The organism is Croceicoccus mobilis, assembly GCF_001661965.1.
In the GTDB taxonomy this organism is placed as follows: domain Bacteria; phylum Pseudomonadota; class Alphaproteobacteria; order Sphingomonadales; family Sphingomonadaceae; genus Croceicoccus; species Croceicoccus mobilis.
This window is the reverse complement of sequence record NZ_LYWZ01000025.1, coordinates 185,606-210,472: the sequence shown is the minus strand read 5'-3', so window position 1 is coordinate 210,472 and position 24,867 is coordinate 185,606. Positions and strand designations below refer to the sequence as shown.

General features: G+C 62.6%; 22 protein-coding genes. 18 read left to right on the top strand and 4 right to left on the bottom strand.

Annotation, left to right across the window (positions count from 1 at the left end):
• Positions 1–17 precede the first annotated feature (17 nt).
• The 14 genes from A9D13_RS15220 to A9D13_RS15155 all read left to right on the top strand — a co-directional run bounded on the left by A9D13_RS15220 (position 18) and on the right by A9D13_RS15155 (position 17,292).
• Entirely contained in the window at positions 18–1,010 is a 993-nt protein-coding gene (locus A9D13_RS15220) for a UDP-glucuronic acid decarboxylase family protein (RefSeq protein ID WP_066775550.1), read from the top strand.
• The gene (gene galE, locus A9D13_RS15215) at positions 1,010–2,005 is read left to right on the top strand and encodes a UDP-glucose 4-epimerase GalE (RefSeq protein WP_066775548.1); all 996 of its coding nucleotides are present in this window, start codon (positions 1,010–1,012) and stop codon (positions 2,003–2,005) included. Before A9D13_RS15220 ends, galE begins: the two co-directional genes overlap by 1 nt.
• Positions 2,006–2,034: 29 nt before the next feature.
• A complete protein-coding gene (locus A9D13_RS15210; protein ID WP_066775547.1) occupies positions 2,035–4,617 on the top strand; it encodes a glycosyltransferase in 2,583 nt (860 codons plus the stop codon).
• Between the two features lie 2 nt (positions 4,618–4,619).
• Entirely contained in the window at positions 4,620–5,810 is a 1,191-nt protein-coding gene (locus A9D13_RS15205; protein ID WP_216635515.1) for a glycosyltransferase family protein, read from the top strand.
• Positions 5,807–7,606, top strand: a complete 1,800-nt coding sequence (locus A9D13_RS15200) for an ABC transporter ATP-binding protein (protein ID WP_066775542.1) — start codon at positions 5,807–5,809, stop codon at positions 7,604–7,606. Before A9D13_RS15205 ends, A9D13_RS15200 begins: the two co-directional genes overlap by 4 nt.
• On the top strand, positions 7,603–8,568 hold the full coding sequence (locus A9D13_RS15195; RefSeq protein ID WP_066775536.1) for a GNAT family protein: 966 nt from the start codon (positions 7,603–7,605) through the stop codon (positions 8,566–8,568). Before A9D13_RS15200 ends, A9D13_RS15195 begins: the two co-directional genes overlap by 4 nt.
• 12 nt (positions 8,569–8,580) lie before the next feature.
• Entirely contained in the window at positions 8,581–9,768 is a 1,188-nt protein-coding gene (locus A9D13_RS15190; RefSeq protein WP_066775534.1) for a hypothetical protein, read from the top strand.
• Positions 9,765–10,373 carry an acyltransferase gene (locus A9D13_RS21305; protein ID WP_156522103.1) on the top strand — a complete coding sequence of 203 codons (609 nt, stop codon included), beginning with the start codon at positions 9,765–9,767 and terminating at the stop codon, positions 10,371–10,373. The genes A9D13_RS15190 and A9D13_RS21305 overlap by 4 nt, the downstream gene beginning before the upstream one ends.
• Before the next feature lie 8 nt (positions 10,374–10,381).
• Positions 10,382–11,005 (top strand): acyltransferase, encoded by a 624-nt coding sequence (locus A9D13_RS15180; RefSeq protein WP_172808188.1) that lies wholly within the window; start codon positions 10,382–10,384, stop codon positions 11,003–11,005.
• Positions 11,006–11,224: 219 nt separating this feature from the next.
• A complete protein-coding gene (locus A9D13_RS15175; protein ID WP_229665332.1) occupies positions 11,225–12,751 on the top strand; it encodes an efflux transporter outer membrane subunit in 1,527 nt (508 codons plus the stop codon).
• 2 nt (positions 12,752–12,753) lie between these two features.
• Positions 12,754–14,070, top strand: coding sequence for an efflux RND transporter periplasmic adaptor subunit (locus A9D13_RS15170; RefSeq protein WP_066775530.1), 1,317 nt, complete (start codon positions 12,754–12,756; stop codon positions 14,068–14,070).
• Between the two features lie 6 nt (positions 14,071–14,076).
• Positions 14,077–14,820 (top strand): ABC transporter ATP-binding protein, encoded by a 744-nt coding sequence (locus tag A9D13_RS20600; RefSeq protein WP_066775528.1) that lies wholly within the window; start codon positions 14,077–14,079, stop codon positions 14,818–14,820.
• Positions 14,820–16,025: an ABC transporter permease gene (locus A9D13_RS15160; protein WP_066775526.1), complete on the top strand. Its 1,206-nt coding sequence runs from the start codon at positions 14,820–14,822 to the stop codon at positions 16,023–16,025. Before A9D13_RS20600 ends, A9D13_RS15160 begins: the two co-directional genes overlap by 1 nt.
• Before the next feature lie 28 nt (positions 16,026–16,053).
• Complete coding sequence (locus A9D13_RS15155) at positions 16,054–17,292, top strand: APC family permease (protein WP_066775524.1); 1,239 nt, start codon at positions 16,054–16,056, stop codon at positions 17,290–17,292.
• Positions 17,293–17,316: 24 nt separating this feature from the next.
• On the opposite strand, the gene A9D13_RS15150 is transcribed toward A9D13_RS15155, so the two are convergent.
• Positions 17,317–18,540 carry a polyhydroxyalkanoate depolymerase gene (locus A9D13_RS15150; protein ID WP_066775522.1) on the bottom strand — a complete coding sequence of 408 codons (1,224 nt, stop codon included), beginning with the start codon at positions 18,538–18,540 and terminating at the stop codon, positions 17,317–17,319.
• A 121-nt stretch (positions 18,541–18,661) separates the two neighbouring features.
• On the opposite strand from A9D13_RS15150, the gene A9D13_RS15145 reads away from it, so the two are divergent.
• Complete coding sequence (locus A9D13_RS15145; RefSeq protein ID WP_066775520.1) at positions 18,662–19,315, top strand: glutathione S-transferase; 654 nt, start codon at positions 18,662–18,664, stop codon at positions 19,313–19,315.
• Between the two features lie 45 nt (positions 19,316–19,360).
• Here the strand turns inward: A9D13_RS15145 and A9D13_RS15140 are convergent, their stop codons facing one another.
• The 3 genes from A9D13_RS15140 to A9D13_RS15130 all read right to left on the bottom strand — a co-directional run bounded on the left by A9D13_RS15140 (position 19,361) and on the right by A9D13_RS15130 (position 21,735).
• Entirely contained in the window at positions 19,361–20,284 is a 924-nt protein-coding gene (locus A9D13_RS15140) for an SAM-dependent methyltransferase (RefSeq protein WP_066775518.1), read from the bottom strand.
• Between the two features lie 53 nt (positions 20,285–20,337).
• A complete protein-coding gene (locus A9D13_RS15135; protein WP_066775516.1) occupies positions 20,338–20,529 on the bottom strand; it encodes a hypothetical protein in 192 nt (63 codons plus the stop codon).
• A 423-nt stretch (positions 20,530–20,952) separates the two neighbouring features.
• Positions 20,953–21,735, bottom strand: a complete 783-nt coding sequence (locus A9D13_RS15130; protein ID WP_066775514.1) for a class II aldolase/adducin family protein — start codon at positions 21,733–21,735, stop codon at positions 20,953–20,955.
• 197 nt (positions 21,736–21,932) lie between these two features.
• On the opposite strand from A9D13_RS15130, the gene A9D13_RS15125 reads away from it, so the two are divergent.
• From A9D13_RS15125 to A9D13_RS15115, 3 genes are all read left to right on the top strand, one after another.
• On the top strand, positions 21,933–22,889 hold the full coding sequence (locus A9D13_RS15125) for an NAD(P)-dependent oxidoreductase (protein ID WP_066775512.1): 957 nt from the start codon (positions 21,933–21,935) through the stop codon (positions 22,887–22,889).
• A gap of 65 nt (positions 22,890–22,954) precedes the next feature.
• Complete coding sequence (locus A9D13_RS15120; RefSeq protein ID WP_066775511.1) at positions 22,955–23,638, top strand: TetR/AcrR family transcriptional regulator; 684 nt, start codon at positions 22,955–22,957, stop codon at positions 23,636–23,638.
• Positions 23,617–24,828 (top strand): pyridoxal phosphate-dependent aminotransferase, encoded by a 1,212-nt coding sequence (locus A9D13_RS15115; RefSeq protein WP_066775508.1) that lies wholly within the window; start codon positions 23,617–23,619, stop codon positions 24,826–24,828. The genes A9D13_RS15120 and A9D13_RS15115 overlap by 22 nt, the downstream gene beginning before the upstream one ends.
• Positions 24,829–24,867: the final 39 nt, after the last annotated feature.

Sequence of the window (24,867 nt, the reverse complement as noted above, 5' to 3'; positions counted from 1 at the left end):
AGACAAGGGGATAAGCTATGTCCGAGGTAATTCGCAGGGCTGTTGTGGCAGGTGGTGCCGGATTTCTGGGCAGCCATTTGTGCGATCAGCTGATTGAGCTCGACTACCATGTGACTTGTGTCGACAATTTCACGTCCGGCAGGGTCGCCAATATCAGCCATCTGCTGGGCGATAAACGGTTCGATCTGATCCAGGCCGACATCTGTTCGCCGCTCCCCTCGATGGAGGTCGACGAGGTCTGGAACCTTGCCTGCCCGGCTTCGCCGCCGCGCTATCAGATCGATCCGGTCCAGACGATGATGACCAGTGTTCTGGGCACGAAGAACCTCCTCGACCTGGCGCGGGCGAACAAGGCTCGCTTTTTCCAGGCATCGACGAGCGAGGTTTATGGCGATCCCGAACAGCATCCGCAGCCGGAGCACTACACCGGTTCTGTCAACACGATCGGGCCGCGTGCCTGTTACGATGAAGGAAAGCGCGCCGCGGAATCGCTGTGTTTCGATTATCTGCGCACCTATAATGTCGACATCCGCGTGGTGCGGATCTTCAACACCTATGGCCCGCGCATGGACCCGGAGGACGGGCGCGTCGTCTCCAACTTCATCGTCAAGGCGCTGAAGGGCGAACCGCTCGAACTCTACGGGTCGGGCGATCAGACCCGCTCCTTCTGCTATGTCGACGATCTCATCGCCGGCTTCCTGCGGCTGATGCATTCGGATGGCTGCCATGGCCCTGTGAACATTGGCAATCCCGGCGAATTCACCGTCAAGCAGCTGGCCGAGATCGTGGTCGACAAGCTGGGTTCGAAGTCCGAGATCGTCTGCGTGCCCGCGACCATGGATGACCCCAAGCAGCGCAAGCCCGACATCACTCTGGCCCGCGACCGGCTGCAATGGGAACCGCTCATCCCCCTCAGCGAAGGGCTGGACATGACGGCCAATTACTTCGCCGAAGAGGTCGCGCGCATGGCCCCGGCAGCGATCAGCGCCAGCATGACGGCGGGACGCTGATGAAGATCCTCGTCATCGGAGGCGCCGGCTATATCGGCAGCCATGCGTGCAAGGCGCTTGCCGCGGCCGGGCATCAGCCTGTCGTGTTCGACAATCTCACCACCGGGCACCGCGATTTCGTGCGCTGGGGTCCGCTGGAGGTGGGCGATATTCGCGACCGCGAAGCGCTGCTCCGGGTTTTCGAAAAGCACCGGCCCGATCTCGTCATGCATTTCGCCGCGCTTGCCTATGTCGGGGAATCGGTGGCGGACCCGGCGAAATATTACGACGTGAACGTAACGGGCTTTGCCACGCTGCTTTCCGCGATGCGCGAAAGCGGGGTGGACCGGATCGTGTTTTCATCGAGCTGCGCGACCTATGGCGTGCCCGACACGGTGCCGATCGCGGAGAGCTCCGCCCAGGCCCCGATCAATCCCTACGGCTATACCAAGCTCGTCGCCGAACACATGCTGCGCGATTACGAGCGGGCCTATGGCCTGTCATGGGCTGCGCTGCGCTATTTCAATGCGGCAGGCTGCGACGCGGATGGAGAGATCGGGGAAAGCCATTACCCCGAAACCCACGCCATTCCCCTCGCCCTCATGTCGATGCTGGGGCAGCGCGGGCCATTCGATGTCATGGGGACCGATTACCCCACGCCCGACGGTTCGGCGGTGCGCGACTATATCCATGTCACCGATCTCGCCTCGGCCCATGTCGCAGCGGCCGAATATCTGGCGGATGACGGCGCTCCGGTGGCGCTCAATCTCGGCACGGGTCAGGGCACCAGCGTGCTGGAACTGATCGCGGCGATAGAGCGGGTGAGCGGGCGCAGGATGCCCGTGAACCATGCCCCGCGCCGCGCGGGCGACCCCCCGGCACTTTACGCCGCGCCCGACAAGGCGCGCGAATTGCTGGGGTGGGAGCCGGTCCATTCCGACATGGACAATATCATCAGCACCGCACTGAACTGGATCAGCGCGGAGCAGGCAGGAGGTGCCGAAAGGGCCGCCTGATCCCTTCCCTCTCGTGACGGGATAATGAAATGACCGACCTGTTCGATACGATGCTGCGCCGATCCGAAGATCACGACGCCTTCGATGGCCAGCCGGTTCACTGCACCGGCGAAACGGAGGCTCCCGCCCCCGTCCGCCCGGTTGAGCAACGCGTCATTGTGCGCGGTAAATTCCTGTATGCGGGCGACGAAAAGTTCTGGATCAAGGGCGTCACCTACGGAACCTTCGGCGAAACCGAGGATGGCGCGAATGTCCCCGAACGATCGGTAGTCGAGGCGGATTTCCGCCAGATGGCCCAGTCGGGCATGAATGCGGTGCGCACCTATACGCTGCCGCCGCGCTGGCTGCTGGATGTCGCTGCCGAAAACGGGCTGCGGGTGATGGTCGGCCTTCCGTGGGAACAGCATATCGCCTTCCTCGATCAGCCCGGACAGGCCGCCGCCATCCGCAAGAGGATGCGCGAACAGGTGCGGCCCATTTCCGGGCACCCCGCCCTGCTGTGCTATACCGTCGGGAACGAGATCCCCGCCGCCGTCGTGCGCTGGCACGGCAAAAAGAAGGTCGAGCGTTTCCTGAGGTCGCTGGCGACACTGGTGCGCGATGAAGATCCCGGCGTGCTGGTCACCTATGTCAATTTCCCGACGACCGAATATCTCGATCAGGACTTTGCCGACTTCATCGCGTTCAACGTCTATCTCGAAGACAAGGCTACGCTGTCGCGCTATCTCGCGCGGCTGCAGAACATGGCCTGCGAAAAGCCGCTGGTCATGGCGGAGATCGGGCTCGACTCCCGGCGCAATGGCGCGATCACGCAGGCAAAGGCGCTCGACTGGCAGGTGAAGACCGCTTTCGAAGCGGGATGCGCGGGCTGTTTCGTTTTCGCATGGACCGATGAATGGCACCGGGGCGGTCATGAGATCCTCGACTGGGATTTCGGGCTGGTCACGCGGGAGCGGCAGCCCAAACCGGCGCTGCAAACGGTGCAGTTCGCCTATGCCGCGGCGCCCATGGCCGAGCGCGACTGGCCGCTGATCTCGGTGGTGGTGTGCTCCTACAACGGCTCCGGCACGATAGAGGAGACGATCAAGGCGCTGTGCGAGCTGGAATATCCGGCCAAGCAGATCATCGTCATCGACGATGGCTCGACCGACGCGACGCCCGATATCGCGCGCAAATATCCGGTGGAGCTGACCTCTACCGAAAACCGGGGATTGTCGAACGCGCGCAATCTGGGGCTGGAACAGGCGCGCGGTGAGATCACGGTCTATATCGACGACGACGCCTATCCCGATCCGCATTGGCTGCATTACATGGCATTGGCGTTCGAGAGCCAGCAGGTCGGCGCGATGGGCGGCCCCAATATCGGCCCGCCCGAGGATGGCGACATCGCCGAATGCGTTGCCAATGCGCCGGGCGGCCCGGTCCATGTCCTCGTCGGCGATCAGGTCGCCGAACATATCCCGGGCTGCAACATGGCCTATCGCACCGATAAGCTGCGCGCCATCGGCGGCTTCGATCCGCAGTTCCGCGTGGCCGGCGACGATGTCGACTGCTGCTGGCGCCTGATGGACAGCGGTGAGACCATCGGCTTCCACGCCGCCGCGATGGTCTGGCACCACCGTCGCCCCTCGATCTCGCGCTATCTCAAGCAGCAGCGCGGCTATGCCCGCGCAGAGGCGCTGCTGGAGGCGAAATGGCCGGAGAAGTATAATTCGACCGGCCATCTGTCATGGCATGGCAGGCTGTATGGGCGCGGGCTGATGCAGGTACCCTTCCGGCCCATGCGGATCTATCACGGCACGTTCAATGCCGCGCCGTTCCAGTCGATCTATGAACCGGCGGCGGGGCTTGTCAGTTCGCTGCCGCTGATGCCCGAATGGTATGCGATCGTCGGCGGGCTGATCGCGCTCTCGCTGCTGGGCATTGCATGGACACCGATGCTGGTATTTGCGCCTTTCGCCATTGCCGGGGTGCTGCTCAGCGTGATGATGGCGGTTCAGGGCGCGCGCCGGGCGCATTTCTCCTCCGTCGCCACGGGGCGCAGGCCCGCATGGCAGATGCGCGCCATCGTCGCCTGGCTGCATCTGCTGCAACCCGCGGCACGGCTGATCGGCCGGATGCAGCATGGCATCGGCCCCTGGGGCCGCGCCCCGCTGCGCCTGTTTCCGCTGCCAAGGGCACGCGAAAAAACACATTGGAGCGAGATCGACTGGGTATCGCTGGAAGATCGGCTTGCCGGATTGCGGCAGACGATGGTGGAGCTTGAACTGCCGCACCGCGTAGGCGGCGACACCGACGACTGGGACATCGCCTTTCGCCCGTCGCTGTTCGCCGAAACCCGCGTCACCGCGATGGTGGAAGAGCACGGCGCCGGCTGCCAGCTCTTCCGCTTTCGCACTCGCCCCGTGGTGTTTCGCGGCACCATTCTGCTCGGGCTTCTCCTCGTGGGCCTTGGCGTCGGCGCCCTGCTCTCCTCCGCCCCGATCGCGGGCGGCGCGCTGATCGCCGCGGCAATCTATGTCGCCATCGCCACGTGGAGCGCATGTTCCAACGGCGGCTGGCTGTGGGAACGCGCGTGGCGCAGCCATTTCGGCGAAGCACGGAAGGAATGAGCATGACGACGCGCAGCGACAGGCTTCGGATCGTGGTCCTCGGCTATGTCGTGCGCGGTCCGGTTGGCGGCATGGCATGGCATCACTTGAACTATGTCCGCGGGCTGGCCGACATGGGGCATGATGTGTTGTTCATGGAGGACAGCGACGATTACCCGCTGTGCTACGATCCATCGACCTTCACCACCGGATGCGATCCCAGATATGGCATCGATTTCGCGCGCCGGGCATTCGACCTGATCGGGCTGGCCGATGACTGGTGCTATTTCGATGCGCATGCGGATCGCTGGATGGGGCCTGCCGCGCATCGGGCGATCGCGTTCTGCCGCGACGCCGATCTCGTGCTCAATATCTCGGCCATGAACCCATTGCGCGACTGGACGGGTGAGATACCGGTGCGCGCCTATGTCGATACCGATCCGCTGTTCACGCAGGCGCGCCATTGCAGCGAGCCGGAAGCACTGGAGCGGGCACGGCAGCACAACCGCTTTTTCACCTTTGGCGAGCTTATTCCCCAGGGCCGATCCATGGCACCCGATGACGGGATCACATGGCATCCGACGCGCCAGCCGGTCGCGCTCTCGGCGTGGGATATGCGCCGCGGGCAGCCTGATGGAGCGATGACCACGGTCATGCAGTGGGACAGCTATCGCACCCGCCGCATCGGCTGGCGCGAATTCGGGATGAAGTCGGCGTCGTTCGCCGGATACGAGGACCTGCCCTCGCGGGTGGACGCGGCCATGGCGCTGGCGCTGGGCGGCGATACCGCGCCGCATGACGCGCTGGCCGCGCTGGGCTGGCGGATCGACGATCCGATGGAGGTCACGCGAACGGTCGAAAGCTATCGCGATTACATCGGCGCTTCGAAAGGCGAATGGAGCGTCGCCAAGCACGGCTATGTCGCGGGGCGGACCGGCTGGTTCAGCGAACGCAGCGCCTGCTTCCTCGCCAGCGGCCGCCCCGTAGTGGTCGAGGATACGGGCTGTTCGCAATTCCTGGATGCCGATGGCGGCCTGATCTTCTTTTCGACCCCGGACGAGGCGGTAGAGGCGATCCGCGAGATCGAGAGCGATTACACCCGGCATTGCAGCGCAGCGCGCGAGGTCGCCGAAACGCATTTCGCCGCTCACGGAGTCCTGTCCGACATGATCGAACATTGCGCGGTGGCCGACAGTGAAAAGGCGGTGGCATGAACCGGTTTCCCCGTCTTTTATCCTATGCGATCACGGTCTGGCCCGGCCTGCTGGTGGCGTTCGCGATTGCCTTTTCCGGCATGCTCCTCGAACTGCTGCGTCCATGGCCGCTCAAGGTGGTCGTCGATTACGTGCTGGGCGGTCAGGATCTTCCCGGCACGCTTGCCGCCATGGCCGCGGCCCTGCCCTATGGCGATACGACACAGGGGCTGCTGGCATGGACGATCGGCACGCTGGTCGTCATCACGCTTGCGTCTGCGGTGCTCACCTATATCGGGACGGCGCTGGTCGTTAAGCTTTGCTACCGGCTCGTTCACGGGCTGGCCGGAGAGCTCTTTGCCAAGCTCCAGCGCCTGTCGTTATCCTATCACCAGAAACAGGCCGGCGGCGACCTCATTCAGCGGATGAGCCAGGATGTCTATTGCGTCCACATGGCGGTTTCGGCCGTGCTGCTGCCGGGGGTGATATCGCTCTGCACGCTGATCGGGATGTTTGTCATCCTCGCCCAGATCGATGTCACCCTGGCGCTGATGTCGATGGTGGTGGTGCCGGGTCTTGCCGGTGCGCTTCTGCTGTTCGCGGGGCCGATGGATCGGGCAACCCGGCGCCGATATGACGAGCTTGGCTCTTTCATGTCCTTCGTCGATCAGGCGATCTCTGGCATCAAGGTCGTCCAGGGCTTCAATCGAGAGGATCTGCTGCAGGCCAAGTTGCAGGGCTACGCACAGCGGCTTGGCGGGGCCTATCAGCGCGATGTCAACATCGGTGCCGCCTACAAGCAGGTGACGCTGATCGTGACAGGGCTGAGCACGGCAGCGGTTCTGGGTCTTGGCGCATGGCGCGTGATCGGCGGGCATATCTCGCTGGGGGATCTGCTGGTCTTCACCAGCTATCTGGCGGCGCTATCAGGCCCGATCGAAGCGATCTCGGTCGCGCTGGGTGCGGCTGTGGTGTCCGGCTCACAAGCGCGCCGTGTGTTCGAAGTGCTCGACAGCGGTGAAGAGGTGCCCGAGCGGGCCGATCCGGTCGATCCGCCGGTCATCAGGGGAGACTTGCAATTCGAGGATGTCTCTTTCTGCTATGTCCAGCGAGGCGATGAAGGACCCCCCCGAACCGTATTGGATCACGTCAGCTTTACCGCCAGCCCGGGCGAAATCGTCGCCATTGTCGGTGCGACCGGCATGGGGAAATCGACGCTCGTATCGCTGATTTCGCGGTTCTACGATCCGGCTTCCGGCCGGGTCCTGCTGGATGGCCACGACCTGCGAGACTTGCCATTGCGCAAGCTGCGCTCTTCGGTCTCGCTGGTCCTGCAAGAGCCCTATCTGTTCCCTGTCAGCATTGCCGAGAATATCGCCTTCGGCGTCGAAGATCCCAGCCTGTCGCAGATCCATGAAGCCGCCAGGATGGCCTGCGCGCATGATTTCATCAGCCGCCTGCCGCTTGGCTATGCCACGAACCTCGGCGAAAGCGGATCCAGCCTCTCTGGCGGGGAACGCCAGCGGATCGCGATCGCGCGGGCCATGCTGCGCCCGTCGTCGATCCTGATCCTTGATGAGCCGACATCCGCACTCGACGCGCGCACCGAAGCGCAGATCCTGCAGAACCTCGCGCAATCGGCACGGGCGCGCACGACCTTCTTCATCTCCCACCGGCTGAGCACGATCAAGCACGCCGACAAGATCATCGTGCTCGATGACGGGCGGCTGGTCGAGGCCGGCAGGCATGAAGAGCTGATCGGCAACGGTGCCACCTATTCCGCCCTTTACCGCCACCAGGAGCTCGCCGTCCTATGACCCAGACAGCCATCGACACTTCGCGCGACAGCGGGCTCACCTACCGCGAATACGAGCCTGACGATTTCCCCGGCTTGCAGCATATCTGGCAGGAAGCGGGCTGGGGCGAATTATCGGCCGAGATGTTCGATTACTGGTGCAACCACAATCCCGAAGGTCTGATCATCCCGGTCGTGGCACTGGATGAAACCGGCCGGGTCGTGGGGCTGATCACGATGTTGCCCCACCGCATCGCGGTGGGAGACCGCGTTGTCCAGGGCGGGCGGTTCATGGCCAATATCGTGTCCAATGAATTCAAGGGCAGGTTCGATATCGCGACCCACCCGATCATGGGCCTTTGGGCAGGCTGCCGAGAGGCCGCCGTACGCCGCGGCTACCCCGTGATCTTCTCCTTGCCCAAATCCGGCTGGCTGGCCATCCTTCGCAAGGCTGCCGCAAGCGGGATGAAGGAGATCCCGCACAAACGCATAGGCTGCATGGAACGTCCCGTGGCAAGCCCCCCCGCCCTGATCGGCGGCATGACGGCAAGGCCGGTTGCAGAGCTTACCGCCGACCATGCGCAGCTTTGGCAACAGGCGCGCAAAAATCAGGACATCGGCTGCGCGATCCACCGCGACCTCGCCACGCTCAGCTATCGCAATTCGGAACATCGCAACTTCGAACTGGTGACAGCTTCGGGCACGCTGGCCGGCTATGCCACGGTTCGCAAGGACGGCTTGCTCTATGACATCGTCACCCTGGAGCGCGATCTTTACGATCCTGCACTGGCGGCGCTGCTCAATGCGCTCGACAGCAGCATCATCCCCGATCTCAAGCTGATGATGATGCCCTATTACGAGGATCCGGCAGCGCTCGGCTTCGTCAACAGCATCTACAAGTTCGGATTTGCGGTGGAGGCGCTGGACGAGACCCTGACCGACGAATTCGCCGTAGATAGCTGGTATCTGGCAGGCGGCGGCTGAGGAGTACGAGCCATGGCCGAAAAACTCAGGATCGTCGTATGCGGCTATATCGGTCTGTTCCCGGCAGGCGGAGCGGTGTGGGACTATATCCAGTATGTCATGGGCTTCGCGGGGATGGGCCACGATGTCTATTACATCGAGGACACCGGCACATGGCCAAGTTTCGTGCCCGAAGGCGAGCCGGGTGACGGGCGGTTCAACATCGCCTATCTGACCAAGGCGATGGAGGATCTGGGGCTTGGCGACCGCTGGGCCTATCGCGATCCGGCGACATTGGGCTGGTTCGGCCTGCCCGAAGCGCAGGTGGTGCGCATCATGCGGTCGGCCGATATCTTCATCAGCATCTCATGCTCTGCCGCATTGCGAGAGGAATGGATCGACATACCCGTGCGCATCGTCATCGATTCCGATCCGATGTTCACCCAGATGCAGTTGACCGGCGATGATGGGTTCACCAAAGGCGCGCGCGGGCTGAAGGCGAAGCTGGCAGCCTATACCCATCATTTCACCTTTGGTGAAAACATCGGGGCCGACGATTGCCTTGTCCCCCAATGCGGGATCGACTGGATCCCGACGCGCCAGCCTATCGCGCTCGACCGCTGGGATAGCGATCCGCCCGGCGCGGGGCTGCCGTTTTCCACGGTCATGAACTGGTCGGCCCTGCCCCCACTGGAATTCCATGGCGAAACCTATGGGCAAAAGGACAGCGAATTCGGCCTTGTCATCGACGTTCCCGCGCATTGCCCGAACCGTTCGTTCGACCTTGCCGTCAACGGGCAGGACAAACCCGGCTTTCCCACCGAACGCATCGCCGCTGCCGGGTGGCGATTGCTGGACCCTGCCAAAACGGTGCCCGATGCGCAGTCCTATCACGATTTCATCCTGCAATCGGCGGGGGAGATTTCCGTGGCCAAGCACGCCTATGTCGCCTCGCGCAGCGGCTGGTTTTCCTGCCGGACGGCCTGCTACCTTGCCGCATCGCGCCCCGCCGTGGTGCAGGATACCGGCTGGTCCCGCTACGTCCCGCCGGGCGACGGGTTGTATGCCTTCTCCACTCGCGAAGAGGCCATCGAACATACGCGGCGCATCGGATCCGACCTGCCGCGCCATGCCCGCGCGGCACGGGCGCTGGCGCATGAACATTTCGATGCCTCTCTCGTCCTTTCCCAGATGATCGAACGCGCAAGGGTGCATGCATGATGGCGACACAACCCGAACTACAGCCGCTGATCGCAGGGGCCGCACTGGCGAATGACTGGTATGATGCGCAGATACCCGGCAATATCGTGGTGGGCGATGGAACCTGCATCGATTCCTCGCACAGCTTCTATTTCTTCCAGGCGACGCAGCCCGGTGCGCTGACAACCGGGCGTGACGTGGTCTTCTGGCGCAGCTCGCTGGCAGTGGGGCCGCGCGCGTCCCTGTCGGTCGGCGACGACTGCTATTTCTGCAATTGCTCGATCGTTTGCGAAGAAAAAGTGACCATCGGCGACAGGGTCAATGTGTCGTTCGGCGTCACCATCGCCGATTGCGATTTCCACCCCGTCGATCCCGCCCAGCGGATACAGGACACGATCGCCCTTGCCCCCGGCGGCGACCGTTCACAGCGCCCGGTCATCAGGCCGCGCCCGGTGACGATCGGGAATGATGTCTGGATCGGCGCCAATGCCTCTATCCTGAAAGGCGTGACGATTGGCGATGGCGCCCTCGTCTCCCCCGGCTCCGTCGTGACCGAGGATGTGCCGCCCTATTGCGTGGTCGCGGGCAATCCCGCGCGCATATTGTCGGACGTTGAAACTTCATGAGCCACGCCATGAAATCCCCCGAACAGCGCCATCCCGACATGAGCCACGACTGGCGGCAGATACCGCTGCCGGCCAATATTGTCTGCTCGGAAAACTGCTTTCTGCAGAGCGCCCAGATTTTCGGCCAGTTCCATTCCACCCGCAGCCCCGGTCTGACCATGGGAACGGGCAGCGGGATCTATAGCCAGTCGCAGCTGGTCGTGGGGGAACGCGGCGCGATCCGCCTTGGCGATTATGCCTGCATCAACAGCGCCACCCTGCAATGCGAGGCCGAAATCACCATCGGCGCGCATTGCCTGATCGCCTGGGGCGTGGTCATTGCCGATTGCGTCCCCGATCCCGCCATCTGGAGCGGTCGCTGGTTTGCAAAGCCCCGCCATCGCGGCAGGCCCACCATCCCCGCGCCTGCCGATGCCCGGCCCGTCGTGCTTTGCGATAATGTCTGGGTGGGCTTCGGTTCGGTCATCATGCCCGGCGTCACCATTGGCGAAGGCGCGATCATCGGCTGCCGCACCGTCATCGACACCGATGTCCCGCCCTATACGCTGGTCGCAGGCTCTCCTGCGCGCATGATCCGCGCGCTGGACCGGGACGAAAGCCGAAAGCTCCACAGCAGCGATTGCATCGCGTGATGCTGCCTCCCCTGAAATTATCCGCATTTCCAGTCCCGCGGCGTTGCATAAATGATGCAATCGATCGCCATCACGCAGTTTTCGAAAAAATCCTGCGCATAATTTTACCTGCAAGACTTGGCCCGAGCGGCGGTTTTCGTTTCAATTGACCCGAAGAACTTTGCAGATACACAGGGATACAAGCCCTTTCGACCTTATCCTGCTATGGGAAGGCGATTGATGCAGATGGCGGATGATGCGGGGGCGCTGATGCATTTCGATATTGCAAGGAAGATACTGCCGGCTTTTGCCGCCGTGCTGCTTGCATCGTGCACGACGCTCGCCCCCGAAATGCCGCATGATGCGCAGGCGCTTGCCCTTCCGGAAGATTGGAGCGTCGAGGCATCGGGTGAAACGCCCGATCTCGTGCGGTGGTGGCAGGCATTCGACGATCCGGTACTGACCGGGCTGATCGAACAATCGCTTGAGGCGAATACCGATCTGGGTGTTGCCCTGTCCCGCCTGCGCCAAGCGCGAGAGGCGCTCGTCGTCAGCCGTTCGTCGCTGTTTCCCTCGCTATCCGCTGCGGGCGGTTACAACCGGCAGGAAAGCATCCGCGGCGGCGGCACGACGGTCACCCTGCCCGATGGCACGGTGACGACCGTAGGCGGCGGCGGCAGCGACAGCTTCTCGCTCGGCCTCGATGCCAGCTACCAGCTCGACATATTCGGCGGCAATCGCAGCGCCGTGCGGGCAAGCCGGGCGGATCTGGAGGCTGCGGGATTCGACTATGCCTCGACCATGCGGCTGGTGGAGAGCGAGGTCGCGCGCAACTACATCCTCGCGCGGGCCTATCAGTCGCAGCTTGCCAATGCGCGGGCCAGCCTGGCCATTCAGGACGATAATCTGGAAATCGCCGGATACCGCGTGATGGCAGGCCTCGTCTCATCCGTGGATGAGGAACAGGCCCGGTCCAGCCGTGCGCAATCGGCAGCCTCGGTCCCGCAGATTGGGCAGCAGTATAATGCCGCCGTCTCGCGCCTTGGCGTCCTTACCGGGCAGGCGCCGGGGGCGGTAAAGCCCATCATGGAAGCGGTACAGCCCATTCCCACCGGGCCATCCGATCCCGGCGCGGGCATCCCGGCAGACCTCTTGCGCCGCCGCCCCGACATCCGCTCGGCCGAACGCCAGCTTGAAGCAGCAGCCGCGCAGATCGGCGTTGCGCGCGCGGCATTGCTGCCCACGCTTTCGATCAGCGGCAGCCTCGACACCAATGCGACCAGCTTTTCGCGCCTGTTCGACACGATCACCAGCGGACTGTTTGCCGGGATCAGCCAGTCGCTGTTCGCAGGGGGCCGACTGGCCGCGCAGGCCCGGCAGGCCGAAGCTGCTGCCGATGGCGCCTTTGCCAGCTATCGCGGAACCGTGCTGACCGCGCTGGAGGATGTGGAGAACGCCGTCACCGCCCTGCGCGCCGCGCGTGAGCGGGAGACGCTTTACGAAGTGGCGCTGGATGCGGCCAATAATTCGGCCATCTATGCACGGGCGCAATACCAGTCGGGACTGACCGATTTCACGACATTGAACGCACAGGAGATCGCGTTGATCTCGGCCCGCAATGGGCTGGTGCAGGCGCAATCCGACCGGGCAAACGCGCTGGTCGCGCTTTATGATGCGCTGGGCGGCGGCTGGGACCCTGAGGGCAATCCCGCATATGATCCGCCGATAGAGGGGCCGGCAGAGATTTCACCAGGGGGGCAGGACTGACCATGTCCGAAGAGACGATCGAAGAATTCCTTGGCGAGGACAAGCGCCCGCCCTGGTACAAAAGGCGCAAGATCTGGGCCACGGTCGCGGTCCTGATCGTCCTTGTCCTCCTGATCTCCCGCTGCTTTTCGGACGGGGATGAGGCCGGCTATGTGACCGCAGAGGTAAAGCGCGGCAGCCTTGTCGCCAGCGTATCGGCGACGGGCAAGCTCGCCCCCACGAACCAGGTCACGGTCGGATCGCAACTTTCCGGCCTTGTCACGCGGGTGCTGGTCGATGTGAACGACCGCGTGAGCGCCGGTCAGCCGCTGGCCGAAATCGATCCCGAACAGATCGAGGACCAGATCAGGCAGAATGTCGCCCAGCTTGCCGCCAATCGCGCGCAGGTCGAGCAGGCAAGGGCGACGCTCGCCCAGTCGCAGGCGCAATATGCCCGGCTAGAGGAAGTGCGCGAGCTTTCGGGCGGCAAGGTGCCATCGGCCACCGAATTGCAGACGGGCAAGGCCGACCTCGACCGCGCGCGCGCCGCGCTGGCCGTGGCGCAGGCCAATGTCGGCGCGTCGGAGGCAACGCTGGCGCAGAGCCGCACCCAGCGTAATCGCGCCATCATCCGATCCCCCGTCGCAGGCGTCGTGCTGGCCCGGCAGGTCGATCCGGGGCAGACCGTGGCCGCATCTTTCAGCACGCCGACCCTGTTCGTGATCGCCGAAGATCTTTCCCAGATGAAGCTGGAAGTCGCGATCGACGAGGCCGATGTCGGCACCGTCAAGGAAGGGCAGGAGGCGAGCTTTACCGTCGATGCCTTCCCCGGAACGCGCTTTCCCGCGCGGATCACCCGGGTCGAGATCGGCTCCAACCTCACCGCCTCTGCCGCCAGCGCGTCGAGCAGCGGCTCGTCCGGCACATCCTCCACTTCGGGGCAGGTCGTGTCCTATGCCGCAGACCTGTCGGTCGCCAATCCCGATCAGAAGCTGCGCCCGGGCATGACGGCCACGGCCGATATCGTCACCTCGGATCGCTCCGACGCGCTGCTGGTGCCCAATGGCGCGCTGACCTTCCAGCCCATTGACGAAGAGGAGAAGTCGGACGGGATGCGCCTTGGCCCGCCCCGTGAAACCGTGGAGAAGACAGTCGTCATCGGACGCGGCGCCCGCCAGACGATCTATGTGCTGGGCAGTGATGGTGATCCCGAACCTGTCCAGATCGTGACCGGCGAAACCGATGGCAGCTTCACCGCGGTCAGTTCCGGCGATCTGGAAGCCGGAATGCAGGTCATCGTCGGCAAACGCTCGGCAGCAGGCGCCGAGGCGGCGGATTAGGCGGCGATGGCAGCCCCTGCCCCTCTCATATCGCTGAGGCACGTGACCAAGGTGTTCGGCAGCGGCGACACCGCCTTTCGCGCGCTGAAGGGTGTCGATTTCGATGTCGCGCCGGGCGAATTCGTCGCGATCATGGGGCCATCGGGGTCGGGCAAGTCGACGATGATGAATATTCTTGGCTGCCTCGACGTCGCCAGCAGCGGCGAATATCTGTTTCGCGGCCACCATGTGGAGGCATTGGAGCGCGACCAGCGGGCGCTCTTGCGGCGGCGCTATCTCGGCTTTGTGTTTCAGGGGTTCAACCTGCTGGCGCGCACCTCCGCGCTTGAAAATGTCGAACTGCCGCTTCTTTATCGCGGCGATGATCGCAAATTGCGGCGTGAACGCGCGATGGCGGCGCTGGAAAAGGTCGGCCTTGCCGCATGGTCCGATCACACGCCGGGCGAATTATCGGGCGGGCAGCAGCAGCGCGTGGCCATCGCCCGCGCCATCGTGTCCAGCCCGGATGTGCTGCTGGCCGACGAACCCACCGGTAATCTCGACAGCCAGCGATCGGTTGAGATCATGGAGCTTTTGTCCGATCTCAATGCCGACGGGATCACGGTGATGATGGTGACGCACGAACCGGACATGGCCGAATTTGCGCGGCGCATCGTCCATTTCAAGGATGGCCTTATCGACCGCGAGGAAACCGGCCATGTGCGCAGGTCACGCGAAAACAGGGCCATCGCAGCCGGGGGCGCGGGCTGATGCTGGGCACGATCGTCTTCGTCTCGCTGCGCTCGATAAAGCGGCACGCATTGCGTTCGCTGCTGACCATGCTGGGCATCGTGATCGGGGTCGCGGCGGTCGTGACCATGGTGACGCTGGGCCGTGCGACGACGGCGGCGGTGACCGACCAGATCGCATCTTTGGGATCAAACATATTGCAGGTCAGCCCCGGCAGCGGTTCGGGCCGCGGCGGCGGGTCTGCGCCCCGGCAGTTCGACAATGCCGACATCACCGCCATTGCCGAACAGGTCAGCGGCGTAAAGGCGGTCGCCCCCCTCACCACCACCAGCGCGACGGCCATCTATGAAGGGGCGAACTGGTCGACGAGGATTACCGGCAGCACCAATCAATATTTCGCCATTCAGCCATGGCCGCTGGAACAGGGCCGCCTGTTCAACGCCCAGGAGGAAAGCGCGGGCAAGTCGGTCTGCCTGATCGGCACCACCGTGCGGGACGAGGTGTTTCGCGCCGTGGATCCGATGGGTAAGCGCTTCCGCGTCGGCGATGTCAGCTGCGATGTCATTGGCGTATTGAGCACCAAGGGTCAGGGCGGTTTCGGCAACGACCAGGACGATATCGTCATCATGCCGGTCAAGACGGTGCAGCGCCGCTTCCTTGGCAGCACCGACATCCATACCATCGTCATCGGCATCGACGACAGTTTCTCGACCGAAGCGGTGAAGACGACGCTTACCAATGTGCTGCGCGCGCGCCGGCATCTGTCGGAGGGCGAGGACGAGGATTTCAACATCTTCGATACCAAGCAGATCACCGACACGGTCACCGAAACGACCGGCATGCTGACCGCCATCGTCGCCGCCATCGCCGCGATCAGCCTTGTCGTGGGCGGGATCGGGATCATGAACATCATGCTCGTATCCGTAACCGAACGCACGCGTGAGATCGGCATACGCCTTGCCATCGGCGCCATCGCCGGCGAAGTGCTGATGCAGTTCCTGGTCGAGGCGGTCGTGCTGTCCTGCATCGGCGGGTTACTGGGGCTGGCGCTGGCGCAGCTTGTGATCGCGCTCGCCATACCGTTGATGGGTCTGCCATGGGTGTTCGACCTGCCGATCAATGTTGCCGCGTTCCTCATTTCCGGTGCGATCGGCATCGTCTTCGGCTATTTCCCTGCGCGGCGGGCGGCCAATCTCAATCCGATTGACGCGCTGCGCTACGAATAAGGGCAAGGCTGAACGCGGGGGGCCTATATTGGCAAAGGCGGCGGGCAAGGCAGGCGAGACGCTCGAACCGGCACTTTCCCGCTGGGTGCTGGCGATCTATGGGCTTGGCACGATCCTTGGTGCAGGGATCTATGTCGTCGTCGGCAAGGTCGCGGGGGAAGCGGGTTCTCTGGCCCCCGTCGCATTTCTGGTCGCTGCGGTCGCGGCGTGGCTGACCGGCCTGTCCTATGGCGAATTGAGCGCGCGCATACCTGAAAGCGGCGGGTCCGCCGCCTTTGTCGCGCGGGCCTTCAACCGGCAATGGCTAACCGCTTTCATCGGCTGGGCCATCATCGCCACGGGTCTTATCTCGGCAGCGACGATCACGTCGGGATTTGTCGGCTATCTGGCCGTATTCGTGGCGCTGCCGAAATATCTGGTCGTGCCGTTGGTGATTGCGGCGCTTGCCGCCATTGCCGCCATCGGGGTGAAGGAAGCGGCATGGACGATGATCGCGACCACTGCGCTGGAGGTGCTGGGCCTGCTGCTCGTGATCGGCTTTGCCGGGGGATCGCTGGCCGATTTTCCCGCGACATTCGCCCAGGGCTTGGATGCGCCGCCAGAGGTGCTGGTCCACGGCGTGTTGGCAGGGACCGTGCTGTCATTCTACGCCTATATCGGCTTTGAGGATCTGGCCACATTGTCGGAGGAGACGACCGACAGCAGCCGCGCCATCCCCTTCGCCATCATCACCGCGCTGGCCATTTCGCTCTGCCTCTATCTCGCGGTATCGGCGATCGCGGTATCGACGCTGTCGTCCGAGACATTGCGTGAGAGCGGCGCACCGCTCAGCGCCATCATCGCGCGCCATGGCGGCCCATCGGATTTCCTCGCGCTGATCGGGCTTGTCACCATCCTCAATGGCGCGCTGGCGCAGATCGTCATGGCGTCGCGGGTCATTCATGACCTCGGCACCCGGCGCCGGGCGGCGCCGCGCTGGCTGGCCCGGATTTCTCCGCGCACGCGGACCCCGGTCAGGGCAACCGTCTGCTCTGGCGTAGTGATCGCGCTGCTTGCCCTGTTTTTCCCGATCCAGACTTTGGCCGCAGGCACCAGCACGCTGATGCTGCTGATCTTTTCCTGCGTATGCGCCGGGCTGGTCGCGATCAGGATGCGCGGGGTTGCCAAAGGCGATGGCTTACCGCGCTATCCCATCGTCGTGCCGATACTGGGTAGCGTGATCTGCCTTGGCCTGATGGTGGCCAGCCTGTGGCCGGCGATCCGTTAATTCAGGGCCATTAATTCAGGGCCGCTAGTTCATGGCCAGAACGATATTGCGCACCTGCGGATAGACCTGCCGTTCCCATTTCGATCCGGCGAAAATACCGTAATGACCGACGCCGGGCTGCAGGTAATGGCGCTTGAGATGGGGCCGCAACCGGCCGCACAGCAGATGGGTCGCGGCCGTCTGCCCCACGGCACAGATATCGTCGCGCTCCCCTTCGACGGTAAGGATGGCGGTGCGCTGGATGGCGTTGCAATCGACCAGCCTTTCACCGCGATACATCAGTTCACCCTTGGCCAGCAGGGCGCGCTGGAACACCTTGTCGATCGTCTCCAGGTAGAATTCCGCCGTCAGGTCGAGAACGGCGAAATATTCCTTGTAGAAATCCTGTATCTTGAGCGCGGCCTCGTCCTCGCCATTGACGACCATATCATAAAGCTTGCGCTGCTGGTCCCAGTGGCGATCAGGGTTCATCGACATGAAGGCGGTCAGCTGGAGAAAGCCGGGATAGACCTTGCGCCCCCTTCCCCGATAGCGGAGCGGCACCTTGTCGATGACCGTTTCCTCGAACCAGGAATAGGGTTTCGAATTGGCCAGTTCGTTCACGACCGTTGGCGATTCACGCGTATCGACCGGGCCGCCCAGCAATGTCAGCGTGCGCGGCTCGCTGGGGTCGCGGTCCTCTGCCATCAGCGCCGTCGCGACCAATGCCGGGACGCAGGGTTGGCAGACCGCGAACATATGCGATCCCGGCCCCAAATGCTGCATGCCGGTGATGATGTAGTCGACGTAATCGTCAAAGCCGAAACGCCCCTCGCTCTGCGGAATGTCACGCGCATTCTTCCAGTCGAGGATATAGACGTCATGGTCGCGCAGCAGCGTTTCGACCGTATTGCGCAGCAGCGTGGCGAAATGGCCCGATAGCGGCGCCACCACCAGCATGCGCGGCTGCGGCGTCTGCAGGCCCGGTTTCGCGAAATGCAAAAGATTGCCGAACGGCCAGTCCTGCGCGACCTCCTCGACCACGGGCTGGACCTCGTTGCCGCACAACACCTCCTCGATGCCGTAATCGGGACGCTTGTGAGTGAGGGTTATGCCGGCGAAAACCTCGCACAGCGCGAAATAGCGCTTTACCAGATCATTGTCCGAAATCTCATCGGGCAGTCGCTCGCCCAGCTCAACCATCGCAGAGGCCAGCATGCGCGAGGGCAGCATGAGGTCGGTGAATGCCTGATAGCTCTTATAGAGCATTACAGATCACCTCCACCACCAGACAGCGCATGCGTTTCACCTTTTCAAAACGACCGGATTGCGCAATGCTGCAGCGCATCATCGAGCAAAGCAAGCTTTTGAACGATCTGGCGGGGAAGAAATGCAAAAAGCGCAGCTGACGATTTCGAGCAAAACCTATTCGGCCTGGTCGCTCAGGGGCTGGCTCCTGTGCAAGCTGGCGGGCCTCGATTTCGTGGAGGTGCCGGTCGAAAACGATGCCAGCAACCGTGCCGAGCTGCTGCTGCTATCGCCCTCCGTCCTCGTCCCGCGCCTGACCCATGAAGAGGCCAGCGTCTGGGATACGCTGGCGATCGCGGAATATCTCAACGAGTGTTTTCCCGAAGCCGGCATGATGCCCGAAAACCGGATCGCGCGCGCGCATTGCCGGTCGGTTTCGGGGGAGATCCATTCAGGCTTTACCAATCTGCGATCCGCTTTGCCGATGAACCTGAAGATCGTGCATGAAAGCTTCCCCGTGTTCAGCGGCGCACGCCCCGATATCGAGAGGATCGAGACGATCTGGCACGAATGCCTCTCGAAATATGGCGGCCCGTTTCTCTTTGGCAAAAAGCCGACCGTGGCCGACGCCATGTATGCGCCGGTCGCGACGCGCTTCATCACCTATGCCGTCGGGGTTTCGCCCGAAAGCGCGGCCTATTGCCGGACGATCGCCGACTGGGCACCGATGAAGGAATGGATCGCAGCGGCGAAGGCGGAACCCGAAGAGCTGGAAGAGCTGGACGTCGAATTCTGATCCGCGCGCCAGCGAGTTTGCCGCCCGATCCCCTCACGGCCTCGTTCAGGCGGGCTGCACTCCGCGGATAACGCATACTTCGTGATAAAGCGGCACCTGCGGATCTTCATCCAGCAATGCTTGCGCCTGCGATGCCGACAATTTCTCCTCGCCTTCGGGGTCGGCGAAGAATTTGCACGTGAAGTCCTTCTCCAGCCCCGTACCCTTGAGCGCGCTTTCCAGCGCGACGAAAAAGGATATATCCGTGCCCGCGTGCTGCAGCACGAGGCGCGACGCCAGCTTTTCCGGTTCGAACCCGTTTGCCCTGAACATCTCGAAAATGAGCTCGGTGCCGATGCGGCAACCGAAGTTCATCACGACCTGCGCCTCAGCTGCGCCAAACTCCCGGATGCGGCGTAGCAAAGCCTCGTTCAGGCCCAGCCCGACCGAGTTGTAGGGATATTCGTCAAAGCTCTTCCACGGATAATAATGCGCGATGTGATCCTCTGATGGATCCTCGGCCTCCATGGGTGCCGCACTCGAATGCTCATTGCGGAAAGAGGTGAAATGTTCGTCATTGGGGTCACCGACCTGCGGCAGGCAGGCGATGATCACATCGGTCTTCGCCAGCTTTGCCCGCGCCTCATCATTGTCGACCAGGCTGACGGCCCCCATCACGGGCTGAAACCGTGATGCCTGATGGGGGGCAAGGCTGCGGACGTTGCGCTGCGCCAGTTCGACAAGGCGCGGATCGAGATCGCTGCCGTAAAAGACCGACGCGCCGCAATCGCGCAGCACGAAGGCGGCATTGGTGCCCGTTCCGACACCCACCTCATAGACTGACTTGCCTGAAAGTTCCGCGCGCTTCAGCCCTTCCTGAAAGGTTCGCGTCCATGGATCGGTGGGATCAAATGCGTAATCCGGTCTTTCGAGAGATACAGGCTCGTGCCCGGAATGATTGGTCATATCCGAAATGCTGGCGTCAGCCATTCTACCCTCTTCTGGTCATGCTTGCGGCAGTGGCGGTATCCGCGCCGGGCGTGCTAGTTGGGTGCCGAAACCAGCCTGACGCGATCGGCCATCGCCCCGAGCGAGCCGGTAATACGATCATGATCGCAATGCGACCCGACCAGCACACCGATTTCACCCCCCGCTTCCGTCCATCCGACCAGCGCCTGCTTGATGCGGAGGACCGTGGGAATTTCCGAAAGGCCGTTGCAATCGAGTGTTTGCATTCGCTTACTCCTTGTGGGGGGCCGGAGAAGTTATCGAAACCGTGCGGAACAGTGCCAAAGCCATGGGAGGGGCGTGGACCGCAATCTTTCGAAACCGACAAAACTGCGCAAAATTCCATTGCCGGAAATGACAACCGGCAAAGTAATGACGCCACCGCATGACGAATAAATCGTCAAGCCAATGCGTTCTTGCAATTTTTATTGCGCGGAACCGATAATATTTCCTGAAAAATACAGGATTAGATCGCGAAACGCGAAATCGGGACCGCCCTCTCCCGCCCGGACCACACGCATAACGGACTAGACCGAACGACAAGAAAGATATTCTCTTCCTCGTTATTGACAGGAGGCTATGTACCCCCCTCAGTCATGTCAAGCACGTAAAGCCTATGGTTTTGACAGAATGTGATCGGGCCAATCCGGTCATTGCACGTAAAGTGGATCAATACGGTCGAGCATGCGCATCTGCGCATCCCATTCCAGCTTCAATTCCTGATCGCTGTCCTCGCTCTCCAGCTCGTCATATTGCTCGACGACGCGCTGCGCGATCTCTTCGGAAACAGGCTCGATCCGTCGGCCCATGGCCAGAACGGACTCCTGGATTTCGCATGCCCTGTTCAAATAGAACATTTTTGAAAACATCTGCGCCGCGCTTTCACCAACGGTCACGAGGCCATGGTTGCGAAGGATCAGCGCCGTATTGCGGCCAAGGTTCGCGATGATCCTTTCCCGCTCCCCCGTATCAAGGGCGATGCCTTCGAAATCGTGATAGCCAATCCGGCCGTAAAACTGCATCGCGATCTGATTGAGTGGCAGCAAACCATCCGAAAGGCAGGACACCGCCACGCCCGAGCGGGTGTGCGTATGCATCACCCAAGCCGCGTCATGGCGACCCATGTGCACCGCGCTGTGGATCATGAAGCCGGCCGGATTAACGCGATGGCTGCTGTCGTCGACCTTGTTTCCCTCGACGTCGATCTTCACCAGCGACGATGCGGTGATCTCCTCCCACATCAGGCCATAGGGGTTGATCAGGAAATGGCCCGGCTCTCCCGGCACGCGCGCGGTTATGTGGGTGTAGATGATGTCGGTCATCCGGTAATGCGCCGCCAGCCTGTAGCAGGCGGCCAGCTCGATCCGGGCCTGCCGCTCACCCTCGCTTACCGCCGCAAGCCGATCTTCCTGCAAGATGGTGCCATCCGTCATGTCGACCCGATCTCCTTCGCCGCAGCAATAGCCGGTGCCTGCCCGGCTTTACTCGATGATATACGTTTGTATAAGTTCTTCATCGAAGCCAGCACAACCCCCGAACCGAACCTTCGCGGGCATAAGCCGTCACTGCTGCATTCAGCCGATGGCCGGCCCAGCCCCGGAACACGATCTTCCCCGGAGATGTATCGACGATGACAAATCCCGACACCATTCACGGTGTTCTCTTGAGCGAGACTTTCGACCTCAAGACTTTCTACCAGCTCGACCTTTCTGGGCGATGCGACGATGTACGATTGCTCAATCCCGATGAGGTCAGCGATCCGGCCGCCATTCGCTTTGCGGTCTGCTGGCAGCCGGGGGAGCAGGCTTTCGCCCCTTATCCCGAACTTGAAATGGCAATGTCGATCGGCGCCGGCGTCGACGACCTCGTCACCCATGACGGCTTGCCGCCCGCTGTCGAGATATGCCGCGTCCGCGACCCCTATCAGGCCGAACTGATGGCCGGTTTCGTCGCGCATGAGGTGCTGCGCATCGAACGGGACTTCGAAGAATACGCGCAAGCACAGGTCAGGGCGCAGTGGAATCCGCTGCCCATGCGTCCGCCTGAGCAGGTAAAAATCGCCATACTCGGCAATGGCTTCATGGGCCGCGCCATCGCGCGGGCCATGATCGTGCTCGGCTTTTCGGTCACGCTTGCCTGTCGCAGCGAACCCGACAAGCAGATCGATGGCGCCGGCTATTGCTGGGGTGAGGATGCCATGCTGAATGCCGCGTCCGATGCCGCATTCCTTGTCAATGCGCTGCCGTTGACCGATCAGACACGCGGCGTATTGAACGCCGAACTTTTCGCGAAGCTGTCTGCTGGCGCGACGCTGATCCAGATCGGCAGGGGCGAGCATCTGAACGAAGAAGACCTCGTGGAGGCGCTCGACAAGCAGCAATTGTCCGGTGCGAGCCTTGATGTCTTTGCGACAGAGCCGCTTCCCGAAGATCACCCGTTCTGGAGCGACAATCGCATCCACATCACGCCGCACATTGCCAGTGACACCACGCCGCACATCGTATCCGAACAGGTCGTGCAATCCGCGCGCGAGCTTTTGGCAGGCAAGGATCTCAGCCTGGCGATTGATCGCGAGCAGGGGTATTGATCCGCAATTATTCACTCGTATAACAAATGGACCACAGCCACCCCGCATGATGGAACGGTAAGGTCATGAGCCGGAAGGCATATCAGAGGCTGACGCTCGACGAGCGGCGCGAGAGCCTGATGGAGGCGACGCTTTCGTGCGTGGCACGACATGGGCTGGAAGGCGCGACAGTACGCCGCATCACCGATGAAGCGGGCGTCACCGCGGGGCTTGTCCGCCATTATTTCGGCAGCAAGGACGAGCTGATCCGCAATGCCTATGCCTATCTGATCGGCCAGCTGACCATGCGCGCCAGCGAAAGCGCGGCACGATCGGGCGGCTCCCCTGCCCGGCAGCTGCGCCATTTCCTCGTCGCCAACATGACGCGGCCCAACCTGTCCGAAGATAAGGTATCGCTGTGGGCGACGTTCATCGGGCGGGTGCGGCAGGACCGCTATTTCGCCGATACCCACCGCGAAGGCTATCGCGAGTTTCTCGCCCTGCTCGAAGCAATGATCGAAGGGGTGCTTGCCGATCTGGGTATGCCGCACGGCGCATCCCTGTGCAGGCGCCACGCGATCGCGCTCAACGCCCTGCTTGACGGGTTGTGGCTGGAAGGATCGCTGAATTCGGGCCTTTACGGTCAGGACATCCTGCCATCCCTCATCATCGAGGCCGCGGAGCGCCTGCTGGCATTGCCCGGCGGCACTCTGGCAGGCGCAGACACCACCGATAAGGAGCAAGACCAATCCCACGCTATGCCGGCATAACCGAACGCCTCGCTGATCTTGGCGGAGAGAAATGGGCCATCCACAACGCGGCCCGCGCCAAGGCTGCGGCCGGCGAAGAGATCATCGAGCTGACCATCGGTGAGCCGGACATCCCCGTGGATCCCGCCCTGATCGAGGTGTGCCACCAATCCATGCTGGATGGCCGCACGCATTATTCGAACGGCCGCGGAGAGGCTGGCCTGCTGGATGCGCTGGTCGAGAAATACCGGCCGCGCTGGCCCGATGTCACCACCGATAATATCCTCGCCTTTCCCGGAACGCAGACCGCACTTTACGCAGTCATTGCCGCACTGGTCGATGATGGCGACGGCGTTCTGGTGGGCGATCCCTATTACGCGACCTACGCCGGGGTGATCCGCGCGCCGGGCGGAATCGTGCAGCCCATCCCGCTTAAAATCGAGCATGATTTCATCATGCAGCCAGCCGATCTTGAGGCTGCGATCACGCCAGACAGCCGCGTGCTTCTGCTCAACAGCCCGCATAATCCGACCGGTGCGCTGCTGGACCGCGAAAGCATTGCCCGGCTTGGCGCGATCGCGCGCGCGCATGATTTGTGGATCGTTTCGGACGAGGTTTACGAGGACCTGATCTTCACCGACGACGAATTTGCCTCGCCGCTGGAAATTGCCGATCTGCGCGACCGCACCATCGTGGTCTCCTCCATCTCGAAAACCTTTGCCGCGACCGGGTTCCGCAGCGGCTGGGCCGTTGGGCCGACCGAATTCTGCACCCGCCTTCTGCCGATCTCGGAGAGCATCTTGTTCGGCAACCAGCCTTTCATCGCCGACATGACCGAGGCGGCGCTGCGCGGCAATTTCGATACGGCCGAGCGCATGTCGAAAAGCTATGCGGCGCGCACCCACCTCATCATGTCAGAACTGGAAGCCTGCCCCAGCATAACGGGCGCAAAGGTTTCGGGCGGCATGTTCATCATGCTCGACGTCAAGGGGACCGGCCTGACATCGGAGGAATTCGTCTGGCGCCTGCTCGACGAACATAATGTCGCGATCATGCCCGGCACATCCTTTGGCGATAATGCGAACACGCTTATTCGCGTCGCCCTCACTGTATCCGATGACATGCTGAAAGAAGCGATGCGCCGCATCTGCGCGCTGGCCGAAGCCCTTGGCGGGGCGCAGCCTGAAACGGCGAACGCCAGCGCTTCGTGAGGTTGAGCGATTGAACCGCCGGAGCGAACGGGGGCGTGA